The following is an 18,881-nucleotide window of genomic DNA, read 5'->3' as shown; positions in this document are numbered from 1 at the left end:
TGGTGCGCTTGTACTGCTGGGCGTCGGGTCGCGCCGCCCCGGTGCGGTGGTGGGGTGGTGGCGTTGGTCCGGAGCGGCGGGCGGGGCCGGGAATGGGATGGTGGCGCCGGCCAGGAGAGGCAGATGCAACCGCCCGCGGTGGGGCGGTTGCGCCGTACTGGAGTAGCGGGCGTGGGGACCGCGATGTGCGGCTAGCCTTACGTCGTGGCAGTTTTCGATGACCTCGTCGGGCAGGACCAGGCGGTAGCCGTGCTGTCGCGGGCCGCGGCGGCGGCCGGAGAGGTCGTCGGGGGCGGGCGCGGCGCGGGCATGACCCACGCGTGGCTGTTCACCGGGCCGCCGGGCTCGGGCAGGGAGGACGCCGCCCGTGCCTTCGCCGCGGCGCTGCTGTGCCCCGATGGGGGCTGTGGCCACTGCGACCAGTGCCACCAGGTGTTCATCGGCTCGCATCCCGACCTGGAGTCCGTACGCCCCGAGGGCCTGTCCTACAGCGTCAAGCAGACCCGCGAGCTCATCCTGCGGGCGGCCGGGGCGCCGACGCAGGGGCGGTGGCGGGTCATCCTGTTCGAGGACGCCGACCGGGCCACGGAGTCCGCCGCGAACGCCCTGCTCAAAGCCATCGAGGAGCCGCCGCCCCGTACGGTGTGGCTGCTGTGCGCGCCGGCTCCGGACGACTTGATGATCACCATCAGGTCGCGCTGCCGCGTGGTCAACCTGACCACCCCCGCCACGGAGGCCGTCGCCCACGTGCTGGCCACGCGCGACAGCGTGCCGCCGGACGTGGCCAGGTTCGCCGCCAGGGCCGCCCAGGGGCACATCAGCAGGGCGCGGGCGCTGGCGCTCGACGAGGGCGTCAGGCGGCGTCGTGAGGCGGTGCTGAGCATTCCACGCTCGCTGACCGGGGTGGGAGAGTGCGTCTCGGCGGCCGAGCGGCTGGTGAAGACGGCCGAGGAGGAGGCCGCCGCGGCCACGGCCTTGCTCAACGAGAGCGAGACCGCCGAGCTGCGCAAGATCTACGGCGAGGGGTCCACCGGCAAGGGTCTCAACCGAGGGCTGGTACGCGGTGGGGCCGGGGCCCTGAAGGAGCTGGAGGACCGGCAGAAGTCGCGGGCCACGCGGATCAAGCGCGATTCGCTGGACTCGGCGCTGCTGGAGCTGGTGTCGTTCTATCGGGACGTGCTGGCCATGCAGTTCGGGGCCGGCGTCGAGCTGGCCAACGACGACCTCCGCTTCGATCTCGACCAGCTGGCCAAGGCGTCCACGCCGGATGAGACCTTGCGGCGGATCGACGCGATCATGCAGTGCCGGGAACGGCTGGCGGTGAATGTCAATCCGCAGATGGCGGTCGAGGCGATGATGCTGGCGCTGCGTTCCTGACCCCGCTGCGGAAGACGGTCGCGTATCGCGAGCAGCAGATGGGGCTGTGAGGCGTCTCTGATACGTGGAAGTCGAACTAGTCACCCAACAAGAGGCCCTGTCGCGGCAGCGGGCCGACGTGGCGTCGATCTTCGCCGAGCACCACGTGGGCCTCGTCAGACTGGCCCTGATCATGGTCGGCGATCAGGCGAGCGCGGAGGACGTCGTGCAGGAGGCGTTCGCACGCACCCACGCGGGCCGCGGCCGGTTACGCGATGCCGACAAGGCGCTGGCCTATGTGCGCTCGGCGGTGCTCAACGGGTGCCGGTCCGTGCTGCGCAGGCGGGCGAGGGTGTTCCGGCGCGCGGTGCCGTACGAGCCGCCTGTGTGGTCGGCGGAGAGCGCCGCGCTCATGGGGGAGGAGCGCCGAGAGGTGCTGCTGGCCCTGCACGAACTGCCGCGCAGGCAGCGGGAGGCGCTGACGCTGCGCTACTACTTCGACCTGTCCGACCAGGAGATCGCCGACACCATGGGCATCGGCGCCAGCACGGTCAGGTCCACGATCGCACGAGGGCTGGCGGCCCTCGGCCGGGTGCTTGGGGAGGATTCATGACCAGCCGTGTGGAGGACAGACTGCGCGAGGCCCTCGTCGAGGCGGGGGCGACGGTCGACACCAGCGTGCTCAGCCCGTTGCGGGAGCCGCAGCGGCGGCGGTTCCGGGTGGACTTCCGGCTGGTGACAGCGGCGGCGGCGGTCGTGGTGCTCGCGGGGGCGGCGACGGCCATGTGGCTGGGCGGTCCGGGCGACGAGGATCGTGTGGTGGCGGCAGACCCCCCGTCCGCCGAGAGCACGGAGGTGGCCGTCTTCCTGTGTACGAAGTCGGCCCCGAAGGAGGCGTGCCAGGGGCGCGACGTGAGCCTTGAGGAGACGGAGGCGGTCAAGCGGAAGCTGGAGGAGTTGCCGCAGCTCGAAGAGATGTCCTTCACAGACCAGCAGACCGCCTACAAGAATTTCCGAGCCGCTTTCGCGCACAACAAGGCGGTGCTGGACGAGGTCACGCCCACCGATTTGCCGACGTCGTTCAGGCTGAAGCTGAGGAAGGGGACCGACGCGCAGGAGGTGCGGACGGCGCTTCGGGGGATGCCCGGCGTGCTGGAGGCCATGGCGCAGCAACCCTCCCCGGCCGAGCCACTGAAGCCGCAGATCAATGTATTCCTCTGCGCCAAGGCATCCCCGTTGCCGGCATGTGGTGCCGAGCGCGAGTCCCAGGAGAATGGCGGTTTCAAGGTCACCAAGGATGGAAAGGCAGCGACGGCAGCCCAGAAGCGGGCCATCGACAAGACGATCAAGGCCACGCCTGGGGTACAGGAGGTCTTCTTCGAGGATCAGGCGGCGGCGTTCGAGAACTTCCGCCGCCAGCACCGGGACAACAAGAAGTTGCTCCAGGCCGTCAGGGTAGGGGACATGCCGGAAACGTTCCAAGTGATGCTGAAGCCCGAGGTGGAGTGGCCCCCGGTGGTCAGCAAACTGAGGAAGCAGCCGGGGGTGAGTCAGGTCCTGTATGCCCCATGTGCGGTCGACAACAGCGAGTTGATGAGCGCCTATGGGCTCTTCCTGCCGGACGACAAGGTGTGCCCGGTAGGCAAGTGATCCGGCTCCGCCCTCACTCTTCGCCCGTGGCACACGTAATGTGGCTGTACGACCCCTAGGCCGTCAGGAGGCGAGCTCGAGCCCATGGGAATGATCATGGCCGTGAGCTTCACCCGTTACGGGAGGCTCTACTACCTCGATCCCGGCGAGCACAGCCCGAAGGTGGGCGACAAGGTGCTCGTGCCGACCGACTCGGGTCCCGAGGTGGCGGAGTGCGTGTGGGCGCCGCAGTACACGAGCGAGGACATCGACGGGCTACCGGTGTGCGCGGGCCTCGCGGGTGAGGAGCATCTCGCCCGCGACGAGGCCAACAAGCGGCACAGGGCCGAGGCGCGCAGCGTGTCCAAACGGCTGATCAAACGGCACACGCTGCCGATGAAGGTCGTCGGGATCGACTACCTCGACGAGGAGAACATCTACACGGTCTATTTCTCGGCCCCGCACCGGGTGGACTTCCGTGCCCTGGTACGCGATCTCGCCCGTAACCTCCGGGCCAGGGTCGAGTTGCGGCAGATCGGGCCGAGGGATGAGGCACGGCTGCAGGGCGGCATCGGCCCCTGCGGCCGTGACCTGTGCTGCGCTACGTTCCTGAAGGACTTCGAGCCGGTCTCGGTGCGGATGGCCAAGGATCAGGACCTTCCTGTCAATCCACTGCGGATCGCGGGGGCGTGCGGGCGGCTCATGTGCTGTCTCAAGTACGAGCATCCCCTGTACCAGGAGTTCCGGGCCTCGGCTCCCCGGGTGGGGTCGAGTGTGGATACCCCTGAGGGAGCGGGGACCGTGGTGGGGCACAACGTGCCGTCGGACTCCGTGGTGGTGCGGCTCAACGACGGGGGGCGGCGGTGCGCGTGCTCGAAGGCCAGCGTGTGTTCGCCTCGCAAACAGCACGATGCGATGTACGGCGATTCACCGACATAGAGGGCAAGTCGGGCTTTCCTCGCTCCTCGACCGCCAGCCTTCTGCCATCCGGTGCGACCACGATACGGGGCAAGAGATCCCCCCTGATCTTGGGGGAAACCCGTCGCAGATTCTTTGGCGGAGGACCCCGAGCAGCCGGACGTGAGCATGCCCGGTCAGTACGATCACAGCACTACGGGGCAGCGGACCGGTGAATACCCGAGCGGGGCGGCCGCCAGGGACCGGTAGATCAATGGGAGCGAGAACCTCTCGGGCTCCTGTAGACTCTTCGAAGCTACAGAGCACGCCGCCTTAGCTCAGTCGGCCAGAGCACTTCACTCGTAATGAAGGGGTCTGGGGTTCGAATCCCCAAGGCGGCTCCAGATCAGGGGCCCTCCGCGATCACGCGGGGGGCTTCTTCGCGTTGTACGCGGCGATTTCCCCCACCGTGGGCCATGCTGGGGATCGCGAGGCATCACACGCAAGGGCACCTCGCGAAGTACTGAGCCGTTTACCTAGGCCAGGAAGTCGGATAAAACTCTTAGGAAGGTTTCCTATAAGTAAGAGGTGAGGCCGGTGCGCGCATGGCCCGCCTTGGCAGCCCTCCTGCTGATCACCGCCTGCGGCCCGGCCACGTCCCAGGACGTCCCGGTCAACGCCGAGGACGTGATGTTCGTGCAGATGATGGTGCCGCATCACCGGCAGGGCATCGAGATCGCCAAGGTGGGCGCCGCCCGTGCCACCACGCCGGAGCTCAAGACGCTGACCGCGGCCATCGCGAATACGCAGCAGGACGAGGTCGAGATGATGCTGCGCTGGCTGCACTCCTGGGACCAGCCGCTCACGCCAGCGGCCGGCGCGCACGACCACCATGGCGGCATGCCCCAGACCGACGTCAAACGCGTCCAGGCGTTGAAGAAGTCGAAGAACTTCGAGTACGACCTGCTCAACCTGCTCATCGCGCATCAGGGCGACGCCGTGCGGATGGCCGCCGCCGAGGTGGCGGGCGGGGCGAACCCGGCCGTTCAGAAGTGGGCCGGACAGGTGCGGGACTCGCGCAAGGGGCAGATCGCGATCATGACGGACCTGCTGAATCGGTGACGAAGGCCCGCGGCGCCCGCTCGTAGCGGGCCACCGCACGCTGTCATGGCGAAATCATAGACGCCAAAGCCAGAAAGTGATTAGATCACCTGATATGTCCGAGGTAACGCGGCCGACACTGTCCGACGCTCTGACCGAGCGCATGCTGGAGCTCATCCGTACGGGCGGGCACCGGCCGGGCGACCGGCTGCCCTCGACCAGGGAGCTCTCTCAGCGCTTCGCCGTCACCACCCCGACGCTACGCGAAGCGCTACGCAGACTCGAGGCCACCGGGGCCGTCGAAATGCGGCACGGCTCCGGCATCTACGTCGGGGCCGACATCGAGCGGGTGGTCCTGCCCAACCCCAACATGCGCGAGATGCACGCCACCCAACTCCTGGAGCTGCTCGGCGCGCGCATCGTGATCGAGCCGCCGCTGGCCGCGATGGCCGCCGAGCACGCGGACCCCGAGGCGCTGGCGGCGCTCAAGCGGGTGCTCGACGAGGCGGGCAGGCACCTGCGAGGCGACGACGCCCTTCTGCACGACGCCAACATGTCCTTCCACCGGGCGACGGCCCGGCTGGCGGGCAACAGCGTGCTGCACGAGGTCGTCGACTCGCTGCTCACCGTCCACGGCCCCGAGCAGCAGGAGATCCTGCAGATCTTCGACGACCGGCGCCGCGACTACGAGGAGCACCTGGCGATCTTGGGGGCCATCGAAGCACGCGACGCGGCGCAGGCCGAGGAGCGCATGCGGGCCCACCTGGTGGACGTGAAGACGGTTATAGAGCACAGGTTGCAATCCCCCTGATGAAACAAGGAGGCCGGTCCATGTTCCGGTCACGTGTGGTCACGCTCGGCGTGGCAGCGCTCGTCCTGACCGCCTGTGGTGGAAACGGCGCGCAGACGCAGAAGAAGACCGAGCTGACCCTGTACAACGACAAGGGTGCCTGGACGAAGTACTTCGACGAGATGGGCGCCCTGTCCAAGCAGAGCATCGGCCTGGGCATGAAGCCGACGGGATACACGGACTCGGCGCAGTACCAGGCGTTCATCGAGGCGTCGTTCCGCACGAACGTCAAGCCTGACCTGTTCACCTGGCAGACCGGGGGGATGCTGGAGGAGATCGTCAAGCAGAAGCAGGTGGCCGACACCACGGACATCTGGCAGCAGGCGATCCAGGCGGGCGACCTGTCGAAGGACCTGCAGCCCTACTACACGATCGGCGGCAAGCAGTACTGCGTGCCGATGAACGTCGCGTACTGGGGCATGTTCTTCAACAAGAAGGTCTTCGACAAGTACGGCCTCGAGGCGCCGAAGACGTGGGACGACCTCGTCAAGGTGGCCGACACGCTGAAGAAGAACGGCGTCAAGGCCTTCTACCACACCAGCGTGCTGTTCTCCTTCGTCTGGTTCGAGCAGCTCCTGGCCGGCACCGACCCCGACCTGTACGACCGCCTGTCCACCGGCAAGGCGAAGTACACCGACCCGGGCGTGGTCCAGGTGATGGAGAAGTGGAAGTCGCTCATTGACGCCGGATATTTCATCAATCCGGGTGACAAGACGGATCCAGGCGACGTGCTGAAGAACGGCAAGGCCGCGATGGTCTCCTTCGGCACCTGGTTCAACACCAGCATGACCCAGCGCAACCTGAAGCCCGGCGAGGACTACGACTTCTTCGTCATCCCCAACGTCAACCCCTCGCTGCCCAAGACCTCGATGATCTTCGAAAGCGGCCCGCTCTGCTCGCTGACCAAGGCGGCCGACCCGGAGGCCAACCAGAAGTACCTCAAGTGGTGGACCACGTCGGAGGCGCAGGAGAAGTGGGCGACCAGCAGGGGCGACGTGAGCGCCAACCCCAAGGTGAGCATCGCGGACAAGGCGCTCGGCGCCGTCACGAAGGACGCGGGCAGCGGCCAGTACCGCCTGGTCAACCGGTACTTCGAGGCCACGCCGCCGCCGATTCTGACGGCCGCCCTCGACGGTTTCAGCAAGTTCGTGACGGAGCCGTCCAGCTACAAGGAGGTTCTGGACACCATCCAGAAGGCCGCCGATGAGTACTGGAGCACGCATCAGTGAGCGTGAGGCCATGAACACGCGTGCTCCCATGCTCGGCCGCTTCCGATCCGGATACGTGGCGCCCGCGGTGCTCCTGGTCGCGGGCCTGCTCTACGCGCCGTTCCTGTGGACGGCCTACCTCAGCTTCACCCGCTACGACGGCCTGGAGCCGGCGCAGTGGATCGGCGGGCACAACTTCGGCAAGCTGTTCGAGGACCCGGCCCTGCTCACCTCGATCCGCAACACGCTGCTCTGGGTCGTCGGGACCATGGTGCTGCCCGTCGGGCTCGGCCTGCTGGTGGCGGTGCTGTCGTACGACATCAAGGGCGGCATCTGGTTCCGGGTGCCGTTCCTGCTGCCGTACGCGCTGAGCGGCGCGGGCCTCGCCATGGTGTGGAGCCCGATCCTGTCGCACGGCGGGATCGCCAACATGCTGCTCGGCGTGGACACCGCGTTCCTGCAGGACGCGCCGGTCAACACGTTCGCGATGCTGCTGGTCTGGACGTGGCAGCAGCTCGGCGTCAACATGCTGCTCTTCGTGGTGGGGCTGCAGTCCATCCCGAAGGAGCCGATCGAGGCCGCGCGGCTCGACGGGGCCGGGGGCTGGCAGCTGTTCAGGTTCGTCATCTGGCCGCTCATGAGGCCGCTGACGGCGGTCGTGGTCGGGCTCGCGCTGGTGGCCAGCTTGAAGACGTTCGACATCGTGTGGGTGCTGACGCAGGGCGGCCCGGGGCGCAACTCCGAGACGCTGGCGGTCACCATGTACAAGGAAACATTCGTGGCCAGCGACTACGGCTACGGCTCGGCCGTGGCGGTGATGCTGACCGTCGTCACCGGGCTGGCGTCCTACCTCTACCTCAAGCGGCAGGTGGCCTCATGATCAGGCGTGCCGTTCTCGTCGTGCTCGGGCTGCTCTGGCTCGGGCCGACGTACCTGCTGTTCGTGAACGCCTCACGCCCGGCAAGCTCGTACGATCCGGGCCGCGCGTGGGTGCCCTCGCTGGACTTCTCGCTGTTCGAGAACTTCGGGCGGGCCCTGGAGAGCGCCAACCTGACGCAGAGCCTGGCCAGCACCGCGCTGTACGCCATCGTCTCGCCCCTGCTCGGGGTGCTCATCGGGGCGCTGGCCGGGTACACGATCGTGGTGCTCCGGCTCCGCCACGGCTTCTTCTGGTTCATCCTGATCTTCGGCGGTACGGTCTTCCCCTCGCAGATGCTGCTCGTGCCGCTGTTCGTGAGCTACAGCGATGCCGGCCTGTACGACAGCCGCCTTGGCATGATCCTCGTCTACACGGCGATCAGCGTGCCGCTGGCCGCTTTCGTGCTGCGTAACTTTTACACCGGCGTAGCATTCTCGATCTTCGAGGCGGCCAGGATGGACGGCGCCTCGACCTGGCGGATCTTCTGGGGTATCTACCTGCCGATCTCGCTCAGCGCGCTGACGGCGGTGTTCATCCTGGAGTTCACCTTCGTCTGGAACGACCTCATCTTCGGCCTGACCCTGACCCAGACCGAGGACGTGCGGCCGGTGATGACCGCCATCGCCGGCCTGATGACCGACGTGTACGCCGGGACCCCGGTGCCCGTCGGGCTGGCCGCGGGGCTCGTGGTCTCGCTGCCGACCGTCGTGCTGTTCCTCGCCACCCAGCGCCTCTTCGCCAGGGGCCTGTCTCTAGGGAGTGTTTGATGACGAGCCGGTTGCTCCAGCGGAGCCTGGGCAGTCCCGACTACGACGGGATCAGGCAGGCGCTGCGCGACGACACCTCGACACCGGTGATCAGCGTGCGCGGACTGGAGGTGCGGGTCGCGGTGCTGCCGCTGTTCACCCACGACGGCCGCCAGGCGGTCAGGGTGTCCAGCACCGAGCCGCTGACCCACGTGCTGGTGGGCGTGGACAGCGCGTCGGGCAGCGACGTGACGCTGCTGGTGCCCGAGGTGCAGGCGCCGCGCGTGCTCACGCTGGAGTGCCGCGACGACGCGGGGGTGGTCGGCTCCGCGCAGGTCACGGTGACCCCGCAGCGCAAGTGGAGCGTGTTCGTCGTGCACCACTCGCACCTGGACATCGGCTACACCGACCCGCAGGGCACCGTGCTCCGCCACCACCTCGACTACCTCGACGCGGCGCTGCGGCTGGCCGAGGAGACCGCGTCCTGGCCGGACGACGCCAAGTTCCGGTGGACGGTCGAGTCGTCGATGCCCGCGCTGAAGTGGCTCGACGCGCGGCCCGCCGACATGGTGGCGTCCTTCGCGGAAAAGGCCCGCGAGGGCGTGATCGAGGTGACCGCGCTGCCGTTCCAGCTCCACACGGAGGCGTGCTCGACCGAGGAGCTGTACCGCCAGCTCCGCTTCACCGGCCGGCTCAAGGAGCGGTACGGCTTCGCCACCAAGTCCGCCATGCACACCGACGTTCCCGGTGCGGTCGTCGGCCTGGTGGACGCGCTCAACGCGTCCGGCGTGCGTTACCTGGCCGCAGCGCACAACTGGGCCGGGCGGTCGGTGCCCTATCTGCACGGCGGCGACAAGCTGACCAGGCCGTTCCGCTGGCGGGCGCCGAGCGGGAACGAGGTCATCGTCTGGTTCACCGACACGCCGCACGGCATGGCGTACATGGAGGGCAACACGGTCGGCCTGACCGACTCCTACGAGCTGGCCGACGACCTGCTGCCGCGTTACCTGTCCGCCCTGGCCACGCGGGGGTACCCGTACGGTCCCGGGACGTTCGGGTGGCAGGGGCCCGACGCGCCCAAGGAGCCGTACGAGCTGGATGTGCTGCACCTGCGGGTGCAGGGCGCGCACGCCGACAACGCGGGGCCCTCGATCGTGCCCGCCTCAATCGCGCGCCGGTGGAACGAGGAGTGGGCCTACCCGCGCCTGCGCTCGGCCGTCAACAGCGACTTCTTCGAGCACGTCGAGGAGCGCTACCACGACCGGCTGGCCGTGCACGAGGGCGACTGGACGGACTGGTGGGCGGACGGGCTCGGCTCGGGCGCGCGCCCGCTCGGCTACGTACGCAGGGCGCAGTCCGCGCTGCGGGTCGCCGAGACCCTGCACACGATCGCGGGTGTGGACGCCACCGAGCAGATCGACGCGGCCTACGACAAGGTGGCCCTGTTCAACGAGCACACCTGGGGCGCGGCCAACCCGTGGGAGGACGCCGAGGAGGCGGGCGACTCGGGCGGCCTGCAGTGGACGCGCAAGTCGTCCGGCGCCTACGACGCCCAGGACGACGCGGCCGACCTGCTGCACGCCGCGACCCGCAGGTTCGCCGCCGCGCTGTCCGAGGCGGGCGCCGAGGGCGGCGCGCTGGCCTCGTTCGCCGTCTTCAACCCGGGCACGTGGGGGAGGACCGACGTCGTCCGTGCCTTCCTGCCAAGGGACGTGGTGGGCATCGACGTGCCGATCGCGCTGGTGGACTCGCGGACCGGGGAGACGCTCGCGCACCACGAGGAGTTCGTGCACCCGGAGGACTGGCCGACCCGGCCGATCGGGCGGCACGTCCAGGCGGTCGTCCCCGGCGTTCCCGGCTTCGGATACGCGCGCATCGACGTCGTGCCGGGGGAGACCCAGGCCCCCGAGCCGGTCGAGCTCGACCTGAGCGGGGTGATCGAGAACGAGTTCTACCGCGTGGCCTACGACGTGCGCGAGGGCTACATCAGCTCGATCTTCGACAAGCGGGCGGGCCGCGAGCTGGTCAACGGCGACGCGGCGGCCGGCTTCGGCCAGTACGTCTACGACCAGTACGCCACCGCCCCACATTTCAATCATTTGTCGGGACATGTTGGCGCGCATGACCGCACGCTCCTGGGCGACCGGGCCATCGGCAAGGGCGCCACCATCACCAAGGCCCAGCGCACGGCCGTCGGCGAGAAGCTGGTCGTGGAGCTGCACGGCAAGGGCGTGGACTGGATCCGTACGACGATCGAACTGCACAACGGCGTGCCCAGGCTGGACCTGACCTACCAGCTCGCCAAGCAGGGCACCCCGGCCAAGGAGGCGGTCTTCCTGGCCTTCCCGTTCGCCGCCGGCCCTGCCACGGCCTGGGAGCTCACCGGCGGCGTCGGCGGCCCCGACGTGCCGCGCGTGCCGGGCTCGGCCGAGTACATGCTGCCGATCAGGCACTGGATCGCGTTCGAGGATCCCGAGCTGACCGTCGCCTGGGCCACGCTGGAGGCGCCGCTGGTGCAGCTCGGCACCATCCACATGCCGTACGCGCCGTTCCCGCCCACCCTCGACCAGGAGGACGGCACGGTCTACTCGTGGGCGCTCAACAACATCTGGGACACCAACTTCCCTGCCCAGCAGCAGGGCGAGACCACGTTCCGCTACGCGGTCACCTCGGCGGCCGGCGCCGACGGCCGCAGGATCGGCGCGGCGGCGGCCTCCGGCCTGACCGAGCCGTTCGTGGGCGCGTTGGTCACCGACAGCCCCGAGGTCACCGAGACGTACGTGTCGGTCGACCACCCCGACGTGCTGATCACGTCGATCGGGCGGTCCGGGGACGAGCGCGTGGTGCGGCTGCAGTCGCTGGCGGCCGAGCCGGTCGAGGTGGCGGTCCGCCTGCCCGGGCTGCGCTCGGCCCGCGGGCTCGACGTGGTGGACGAGACGGTCAAGGTACGGCTGCCCGCCTGCGGGGTGGCCGCGATTTGGGGGACGTGTTCGTGAAGATCGTTGACATCAGGGCCACGACGGTCGCGGTCCCGCTGGAGGCGCCGCTGCGGCACAGCAACGGCGCGCACTGGGGCAGGTTCGTCCGCACGATCGTCGAGGTCGAGGCCGACAACGGGCTGGTCGGCCTGGGTGAGATGGGAGGCGGGGGTGAGAGCGCGGAGTCGGCGTTCCGTGCGCTGATGCCGTACCTGAAGGATCATGATCCCTTCCAGCTCGAGGCACTGCGCTTCAAGATCGCCAACCCGACGGCCTCGCTCTACAACAACAGGACGCAGCTCCTCGCCGCCATCGAGTTCGCCTGCATCGACCTCATCGGGCAGCACCTGAACGTGCCCGCCTGCGACCTGCTCGGCGGGCGGGTCCGCGACGCCGTGCCGTTCGCCTCGTACCTGTTCTTCCGGTACGCGGCCGAGGGGTATGACGAGATCCGCACGCCCGAGCAGCTCGTCGAGCACACCAGGCAGCTCAAGGCGGCGCACGGGTTCACCGTGCACAAGCTCAAGGGTGGCGTGTTCCCGCCGGACTTCGAGCTCGAGTGCTACCGGGCGCTGGCCGAGGCGTTCCCGGACGACCGGCTCAGGTACGACCCGAACGCCGTGCTGTCGGTGGCCGAGGGGCTGCGCTTCGGCCGGGCCATCGAAGGGCTGAACAACGACTACCTGGAGGACCCTGTCTGGGGCCTGGAAGGGCTCAGGACCGTCCGCGAGCAGGTCAGAGTGCCGCTGGCGACCAACACCGTCGTGGTCAACTTCGAGCAGCTCGCCTCGAACGTCCTGCGCAGGGCCGCCGACGTGGTGCTGCTGGACACGACGTTCTGGGGCGGCATCAGGCCGTGTGTGAAGGCGGCGGGCGTGTGCGAGACGTTCCAGCTCGGGGTGGCCGTGCACTCGTCCGGGGAGCTGGGCATCCAGCTGGCGACCATGCTGCACCTCGGCGCGGTGCTGCCGAACCTCACCTACGCCGCCGACGCGCACTACCACCAGCTCAGGGACGACGTGATCGAGGGCGGGAAGATGGCGTACTCGGAGGGCGCCATCGCCGTGCCGTCGGGGCCCGGGCTGGGGGTGCGGCTGGATGCGGAGAAGGTCGCCCGCTACGCCGAGTTCTATCGGGAGACGGGCGGCTATCCGTACGACCGGGACCCCGGGCGGCCCGGCTGGTACGCCACCGTGCCGAACGATCGGTTCGCCGACCCCACCGTGTCCCTCGAGATAGCTCCATAATTGGGCGATATGTCTGAAGCAACACAGCCGGCACCCCCGGCCGACAACCTCGTCACCACCTCGCACACCCTGCCGTCGGGGCAGGCGTACACCGCCACCACCGGCACCATGGTGCTGCGCGAGGAGGTGATCAACGACGGCAAGTTCGAGGGCCTGCGCCCGAAGGCCGAGATGTTCGTCACCTCGTACACGCTCGACGGGGCCGACCCGCTGAGCCGGCCAGTCACGTTCGCGTTCAACGGCGGGCCCGGCTCCTCGAGTGTGTGGCTGCACCTGGGCGTGCTCGGGCCACGCCGGGTGGTGATGGGGGACGCGGGAGCGCTCCTGCCTCCCCCTTACGGCCTGGCCGACAACGAGGAGAGCCTGCTGGGCGTGAGCGACCTGGTCTTCATCGACCCGGTCTCGACCGGCTACTCGCGGGCGGCCGAGGGTGAGAAGGCGGAGCCGTACCACGGCTTCACCGGCGACATCGAGTCGGTCGGGGAGATCATCCGGCTGTGGACCACCAGGAACGGGCGGTGGATGTCGCCGAAGTTCCTGGCGGGGGAGTCGTACGGGACGGTCAGGGCGGCCGGGCTGGCCGATCACCTGCAGTCGCGGTACGGCATGTACCTCAACGGCGTGATGTTGATCTCCTCGGTGCTCGACTACATCACCGGCGATTTCAACCAGGGCAACGACCTGTCCTACGCCCTCTATTTGCCGACTTATGCCGCTATTGCGCACTATCACGGGCTGCACGGAGACCGGCCGCTGGACGACGTGCTGCGCGAGGCCGAGGCGTTCGCCGAGCGCGACTACCTGTGGGCACTGGCGCGCGGCAGCCGCCTCGGCAACGAGGAGCGCGCGGCCGCGGTCTCCACGATCGCCGCGCTGACGGGGCTGAGCGAGGACTACGTCGACCGTGTGGACCTGCGGATCGAGCACATCCGGTTCTTCACCGAGGTGCTGCGCTCGCGCCGCCGGGTCGTCGGGCGGCTCGACGGGCGGTTCACCGGCTGGGACCCCGACTCGGGGCGCGAGCACTTCACCGCCGACCCCAGCATGAACGCGATCATGGGCCCCTACAGCGCCGCGCTCAACCACTACCTCCGCACCGAGCTCGGCTATGCCAACGACCTGCTGTACGAGGTGCTCACCTCGCGGGTGCAGCCGTGGTCGTTCAAGGAGTTCGAGGGCGCCCACGTCGCGGTGGTCGACAAGCTGGCCGCGGCCATGCGGGCCAACCCGCACCTGCGGGTGCATGTGGCCTGCGGCTACCACGACGGCGCGACGCCGTACTACGCCGCCGAGCACGCCTTCGCCCACCTGCCCGTGCCCGCGGAGCTGGCCGCGAACGTGGAGTTCAAGTACTACGAGGCAGGTCACATGATGTACGTCCACGAGCCGAGCAGGCTGCGCCAGTCAGCGGACCTGGCCGCGTTCGTCCTCGGCCAGCAGGCCTGACGCGCGGGCCAGGCGCTGCTTGAGGTTGGCGCGGAGCGCGGCGAAGCGCTCGGGGTTGTCCCGGATGAGCGTCCGCTGGAGCTCCGCGTCAGCCGCGAACCAGGCGGCGATCAGGCCCGACGACCACTTGCAGGTCGTGTCCGCGAACGCGACCCGCTTCTCCTTCTCGCTGATGGCCGGCTTGTCCAGTTTCCAGCGGCTGTCGGCGATGGCGGCCTCGGGAGTCTGGTACGAGTGGCCCGCCTGGCTCATGCACGACTGCCAGCGCTTGACCGCCTCCGTCACGGACGGGTGTTTGGCGGCCTGCTCCAGCGTGAGCGAGTCCTGCAGGGCCAGCCACGGCCAGTCCGCCTTCTGCGCGCCCTTGCCGAGCGTGAGCGTGGCCTTGTCCAGGCAGCCGCGGTCGACGGCGGACCCGTACAGGCGGTGGCGGGCCGGCTTGGAGAGCTTGCCCGCCCAGGCACCCGTCATGTCGGGGAAGTGCAGCCGGGCCAGGTGGTAGCCGAAGTTCTTGGTCGCCACGGTGTCGGCGACGCCGTAGCGGCGGGAGTTGCCGGGGTCCATCGCGGCGATGGTGACGGGGTCTTCCTCGGGCAGATCGATCGTGGTCCCCTTCTTGCGCATGCACCGTACGACGAGTTGGTTGTGGGCGTTGCCCAGGATGGCCCGCTGCTCGGGAGTGGTCTTGTAGGCGTCGAACGGCAGCACCAGCTCTGACACCGAGGAGACGCCTTTCACGGGCGCCCGTGGCGCGGGCTCTTGGGCGGCGCAGGCGGCAGCGGAGATCAGCAGCAGCGCGACCGCGAGGAGTCCGCGGCGGTCGGCTTCCGGCGGCCAGGCCCGGAAACCGTGATTGTTCAGCGGCACCAGATGTCCAGCGCGCTCGCTCGGTTGTTGGTGATGGCGTTGTTGACCAGGAAGCCGTCGTTCGAGTCGTGCGTGAAGGTGCTGTGAGCGCCGGTGTAGCCCGGGTGCTGCCAGAGGGTGGCGCTGCAGCCGATGCGGTTCCTGATGGAGCTGGTCTCGTTGTCCATGCTGTGCCAGGAGTTGGAGAAGTCCCAGTTCAGCCAGTTGTTGTCGGCGAAGTCAGGGTCGTCCTCGATGAAGTCACGCCAGAGGTCGGCATGGCCGCGGTTGAAGTCGAAGGCGGCGTACAGGCAGACGCGACCGCCGTAACAGGTCGAGCGGGGGCTCGCCACCGCATCACCGGCGGGGGTGGCCGCGGTGAAGATCGCGGCCGCGGCGACGAGGCCGGCGGCCTTTCTGGATAGCCTCACAGGTCTCTCCTCGATCAGTGGGTCGTTTCGAGGTCCCGTGCGGGGCTGCGCGCCCGGAGCCGGGGCGCGTGCCCGGCACGCCGAGGAACACTGGTATCAGCGGGATGACCTGGGAGTTCGTGGCGTTGGCGCAACTCTTGCCAGCTTTGGTGCGCAACAAGGGGATTCCGTGGGCTTCTCGGGAAGCACCGCCCGATCTATTCGGGGAGGGCGGCCGGGTTCTGCGCGAGCAGGCCGCCGTCCACGCGGTGCTCGGCGCCCGTGATGAACGACGAGCGCGGTCCTGCCAGGAACGCCACCATCTCGGCCACCTCCTCGGGCCGGCCCACCCGGCCCAGCGGATGGGAGCGGCCCCACTGCTGGATCTGCTCCTCCTGCGACAGCTCGCCCCGCCACAGGTCCGCGGCCCAGCGCAGCATCGGAGTGTCCACCGAGCCAGGGCAGACCACGTTCACCCGGATGCCGTCGGAGGCGTGGTCGAGCGCCATGGCCCTGGTCAGGCCGTTGAGCGCGGCCTTGCTCGCCGTGTACGCGGCCACCTGCGCCTGCGAGGAGAACGCCTGCACCGACGACATGATCACGATCGAGCCGCCGCCGCGGGCCCTGAGCTTGGGGATGGCGGCTTTGCAGGCGAGATAGACGCCCTTGAGGTTGATGTCGAGCACCTCGTCCCAGACGTCCTCAGGAGTGTCCTCGACCGTGCCGTAACGCTGCACGCCCGCGCAGGTGACCACGATGTCGAGCCCGCCGTACTTCGCCACGGCGAGGTCCACCAGGTCGCGCATCTCGCCGGCCTTGCGCACGTCGGCGATCACACCGGTGACGCTCTCGTGTCCATGGTCGCGCTCGCACGGGGCTCCGCTGGTCACGCAAGCTGCCGCTCTCCGCCCAAGGCTCGCCGCTCCGCTGTCGAGCGCCGCGTCCTTCTCGACCCCGCAGAACACCACGGACGCCCCGCCGTCGGCCAGCCGGTCGACGACCGCCCGCCCGATGCCCATGGAACCGCCCGTCACCAGCGCCACCTTGCCGCTGAACTCACTCATGCCAGTACCTCCGCGCGCAACCGCAACACCTTCGTCTCATGCGGGTCCAGGATCAGGGCCGTGCCGTTGGCCACGGCGGCGGCCAGGCCGTCGGTCGGCATGCTGGAGAACGGCTCGAGACCCACTGTGTACGCCCGCCCCCACCAGGGATAATCGGTGGACGCGCCGAGCTCCTGCCACATCCACAGGTACGGCAGGAGAGTCGCGTCCCACTCCACACGGATACCGATATCCCCCGAAATTTCGTACCAACCCTCGTTAAAGCCGGTCAGATAGACGATGTCGCTCGGCGCTCCCCGCTCCTGGACCACGCTCAGGTCGGTCTCGCCGCCTTGATCGGCGGGCACCCGCGGCCAGTCCCAGGGGCCGCCCGCCTTCACCCGGCGGCCCTTTGCTGGATTTATCGCGCTTTCGTGAGGTATGACCTTGACGCCGTCCGGCAACCGGATCGTGGCTCCGGGGCGCAGGAACGGCAGGCCGTACACGATGTGCTGCCCCCACATGGCGTGCAGGGGGATGTCGGCCTCGTTGGTGGCCCGGCCCTCGATCTCCAGCGCCGCCGTCCCCGACCTCAGCCTGAAGACCTTCTCCATCCGGTACGGCAGCCGTCGCGTGCGCACGCTGAGCCGTACCGCGACCTCCTCCTCGGAGTCGGTCACGACCTCGCACTGCCATGGCAGCCCGGAGACCTCCCCATGTTGCGCCAACCGAGCGCCGCGGTACTCGCTCGGCGCGCCCCCGCTGGGGAAGATCTCCTGCCAGCCGCCCTCGTAGTGGTCGACGAACTGGGCGACGTCATCGGCCGCGCCCTGGAGGTGGTCGTGCGGGTCGCGCAGGCCCTGCGGGGAGAGCCAGACGAAGTCCGTGTCGGTGGGCTTGTGCAGGAACTCCACCACATCGCCGCCCTTGTCCGGCACGACGGTCACGCGCAGCCGCTCGTTCTCCAGCACGACCGCCCGCAGCCCGTCGATCGTGACGTGCCGCAGGCGGGCCGCCCAGTTACGCCTCACTGGAAGGTCACATCCAGGAACCTCGGCCGGTAGATGGTCACGTCCCGGTAGTGGTCGGTGTTCACGAAGCTGTTGACGTTGTAGGAGATGACGAGCCCGTTGCCGGCCACCTCGGGGTGTGCGTGGGCGTTGTACGTGAAGATGTTCCCGCTGGTCTCGGGGGTCGTGTAGACGTGCTGCTTGGCGGTGAACGGGCCTGCCGGCGAGCACGAGGTGTAGGCCACGATGTTCGGGCTGAGCACCTCGGTCGTGTCATGCGTGATCAGGGCATACCCCGATCCGACCCGGGTGACGCTGTACTCGTTCGCCACGCCGCTCATGATCCGCGCCGAGTCGGCCTCGTCCGGCGACCAGGTGCCGTCCGCCTTGAGGAACTCCCACGCGCCCAGCAGGCTCAGCCCCCTGACCCTGGCGACGTGCATGTACTTGGGCGAGCCGAGGTCCTCGACGCCGTACACGTAGGTGTATCCGCCGTCCTTGAGAATCGCGGAGGCCCACGAGATGCCGTGCGCGGACGGCAGGTCGCTCACGCTGATCGGCTCGTTCAGCCGGCCGGCGGCGAACCTGGCCACCACGTTCCGGTGCCAGCGCCAGTCCCAGGCGCCGGTGCCGTACCGCTCGTACTCCTGGTAGGTGACCTCCACGATCCCGCCGGCCACCGTCGCGTCACCGGCCCAGAACCAGTGGTTCTGGTCGCGCGGGGGCATCACGGCGGTCGGCTTCTCCGCGGTGCCGTCGTGGATCGTGGACAGCTTGCCGTCCCGCTCGACGGCGAAGGAGTTGTTGAGGAAGACCGTGTCGCCGCCCTCCTCGACCACGGGCGGGCGCGAGCCGTCCGGGTTGACCCGGCCGAGGAAGGTGTCGGAGAAGATCCACAGCTCCTTGCCGCTCGGCAGTTTGACCGAGTAGGTGCCGTCGGCGCCCGTCCAGTCGTCCACCCGGTTGTTGTCGTTGCCGTAGTTGGTGAAGAGGCTGGTCAGCCGGGCGTCGGTCGTGGTGCCCTTGACGGTCGGCGCGCAGGCGGCGGCCGGCGTGGCCTGCTGCTGCTGCGCTACCGACGGGACGGGCTTGGGCGGGGCCGCCCAGGCTTGCTGCGGCACGGCCGTCAGGCCCGCCAACGCGATGGCCAGGGGTGCTAAGGCGGAGCGGAATCGCGTCATCACTGGTCCTTGGG

17 protein-coding genes and 1 tRNA gene are annotated in these 18,881 nt (G+C 68.9%); 13 read left to right on the top strand and 5 right to left on the bottom strand.

The window, feature by feature from the left end; translation table 11 throughout:
* Positions 1 to 204: 204 nt before the first annotated feature.
* From ACQPWU_RS58950 to ACQPWU_RS58890, 13 genes are all read left to right on the top strand, one after another.
* Complete coding sequence (locus ACQPWU_RS58950; RefSeq protein WP_433435784.1) at positions 205 to 1,377, top strand: DNA polymerase III subunit delta'; 1,173 nt, start codon at positions 205 to 207, stop codon at positions 1,375 to 1,377.
* 64 nt (positions 1,378 to 1,441) lie between these two features.
* Positions 1,442 to 1,969 (top strand): SigE family RNA polymerase sigma factor, encoded by a 528-nt coding sequence (locus tag ACQPWU_RS58945; RefSeq protein ID WP_433435783.1) that lies wholly within the window; start codon positions 1,442 to 1,444, stop codon positions 1,967 to 1,969.
* Positions 1,966 to 3,006, top strand: a complete 1,041-nt coding sequence (locus ACQPWU_RS58940) for a permease-like cell division protein FtsX (protein ID WP_433435782.1) — start codon at positions 1,966 to 1,968, stop codon at positions 3,004 to 3,006. The genes ACQPWU_RS58945 and ACQPWU_RS58940 overlap by 4 nt, the downstream gene beginning before the upstream one ends.
* Before the next feature lie 96 nt (positions 3,007 to 3,102).
* Positions 3,103 to 3,924, top strand: coding sequence for a PSP1 domain-containing protein (locus ACQPWU_RS58935; protein ID WP_433445566.1), 822 nt, complete (start codon positions 3,103 to 3,105; stop codon positions 3,922 to 3,924).
* 285 nt (positions 3,925 to 4,209) lie between these two features.
* Positions 4,210 to 4,286 (top strand) — tRNA-Thr (locus ACQPWU_RS58930).
* A gap of 193 nt (positions 4,287 to 4,479) precedes the next feature.
* Positions 4,480 to 5,004, top strand: coding sequence for a DUF305 domain-containing protein (locus ACQPWU_RS58925; RefSeq protein ID WP_433435781.1), 525 nt, complete (start codon positions 4,480 to 4,482; stop codon positions 5,002 to 5,004).
* A 94-nt stretch (positions 5,005 to 5,098) separates the two neighbouring features.
* Positions 5,099 to 5,794 (top strand): FadR/GntR family transcriptional regulator, encoded by a 696-nt coding sequence (locus tag ACQPWU_RS58920; RefSeq protein ID WP_433435780.1) that lies wholly within the window; start codon positions 5,099 to 5,101, stop codon positions 5,792 to 5,794.
* Between the two features lie 20 nt (positions 5,795 to 5,814).
* On the top strand, positions 5,815 to 7,062 hold the full coding sequence (locus ACQPWU_RS58915; protein WP_433435779.1) for an ABC transporter substrate-binding protein: 1,248 nt from the start codon (positions 5,815 to 5,817) through the stop codon (positions 7,060 to 7,062).
* A gap of 10 nt (positions 7,063 to 7,072) precedes the next feature.
* Entirely contained in the window at positions 7,073 to 7,921 is an 849-nt protein-coding gene (locus tag ACQPWU_RS58910) for a carbohydrate ABC transporter permease (protein ID WP_433435778.1), read from the top strand.
* Positions 7,918 to 8,727 carry a carbohydrate ABC transporter permease gene (locus ACQPWU_RS58905; RefSeq protein ID WP_433435777.1) on the top strand — a complete coding sequence of 270 codons (810 nt, stop codon included), beginning with the start codon at positions 7,918 to 7,920 and terminating at the stop codon, positions 8,725 to 8,727. The genes ACQPWU_RS58910 and ACQPWU_RS58905 overlap by 4 nt, the downstream gene beginning before the upstream one ends.
* A complete protein-coding gene (locus ACQPWU_RS58900) occupies positions 8,727 to 11,702 on the top strand; it encodes a glycoside hydrolase family 38 C-terminal domain-containing protein (protein WP_433435776.1) in 2,976 nt (991 codons plus the stop codon). The genes ACQPWU_RS58905 and ACQPWU_RS58900 overlap by 1 nt, the downstream gene beginning before the upstream one ends.
* Positions 11,699 to 12,931, top strand: coding sequence for an enolase C-terminal domain-like protein (locus ACQPWU_RS58895; RefSeq protein WP_433435775.1), 1,233 nt, complete (start codon positions 11,699 to 11,701; stop codon positions 12,929 to 12,931). Before ACQPWU_RS58900 ends, ACQPWU_RS58895 begins: the two co-directional genes overlap by 4 nt.
* Positions 12,932 to 12,940: 9 nt before the next feature.
* Entirely contained in the window at positions 12,941 to 14,377 is a 1,437-nt protein-coding gene (locus ACQPWU_RS58890; RefSeq protein WP_433435774.1) for a S10 family peptidase, read from the top strand.
* Here ACQPWU_RS58890 and ACQPWU_RS58885 read toward each other — a convergent pair.
* The 5 genes from ACQPWU_RS58885 to ACQPWU_RS58865 form a co-directional block, all read right to left on the bottom strand.
* On the bottom strand, positions 14,336 to 15,244 hold the full coding sequence (locus ACQPWU_RS58885) for a hypothetical protein (RefSeq protein WP_433435773.1): 909 nt from the start codon (positions 15,242 to 15,244) through the stop codon (positions 14,336 to 14,338). The genes ACQPWU_RS58890 and ACQPWU_RS58885 overlap by 42 nt on opposite strands.
* Positions 15,235 to 15,654: a peptidase inhibitor family I36 protein gene (locus ACQPWU_RS58880; protein WP_433435772.1), complete on the bottom strand. Its 420-nt coding sequence runs from the start codon at positions 15,652 to 15,654 to the stop codon at positions 15,235 to 15,237. The genes ACQPWU_RS58885 and ACQPWU_RS58880 overlap by 10 nt, the downstream gene beginning before the upstream one ends.
* Positions 15,655 to 15,851: 197 nt before the next feature.
* Entirely contained in the window at positions 15,852 to 16,697 is an 846-nt protein-coding gene (locus tag ACQPWU_RS58875) for an SDR family NAD(P)-dependent oxidoreductase (RefSeq protein WP_433435771.1), read from the bottom strand.
* Positions 16,694 to 17,707, bottom strand: a complete 1,014-nt coding sequence (locus tag ACQPWU_RS58870) for a DUF4432 family protein (protein WP_433435770.1) — start codon at positions 17,705 to 17,707, stop codon at positions 16,694 to 16,696. The genes ACQPWU_RS58875 and ACQPWU_RS58870 overlap by 4 nt, the downstream gene beginning before the upstream one ends.
* Positions 17,704 to 18,867: a DUF4185 domain-containing protein gene (locus ACQPWU_RS58865; RefSeq protein ID WP_433435769.1), complete on the bottom strand. Its 1,164-nt coding sequence runs from the start codon at positions 18,865 to 18,867 to the stop codon at positions 17,704 to 17,706. The genes ACQPWU_RS58870 and ACQPWU_RS58865 overlap by 4 nt, the downstream gene beginning before the upstream one ends.
* Positions 18,868 to 18,881 lie beyond the last annotated feature (14 nt).

It is taken from the genome of Nonomuraea sp. CA-141351 (assembly GCF_050944675.1).
Taxonomy (GTDB): Bacteria; Actinomycetota; Actinomycetes; order Streptosporangiales; family Streptosporangiaceae; genus Nonomuraea.
Note: the sequence above shows the minus strand (reverse complement) of the source record. Positions and strands in the feature narration are given on the sequence as shown.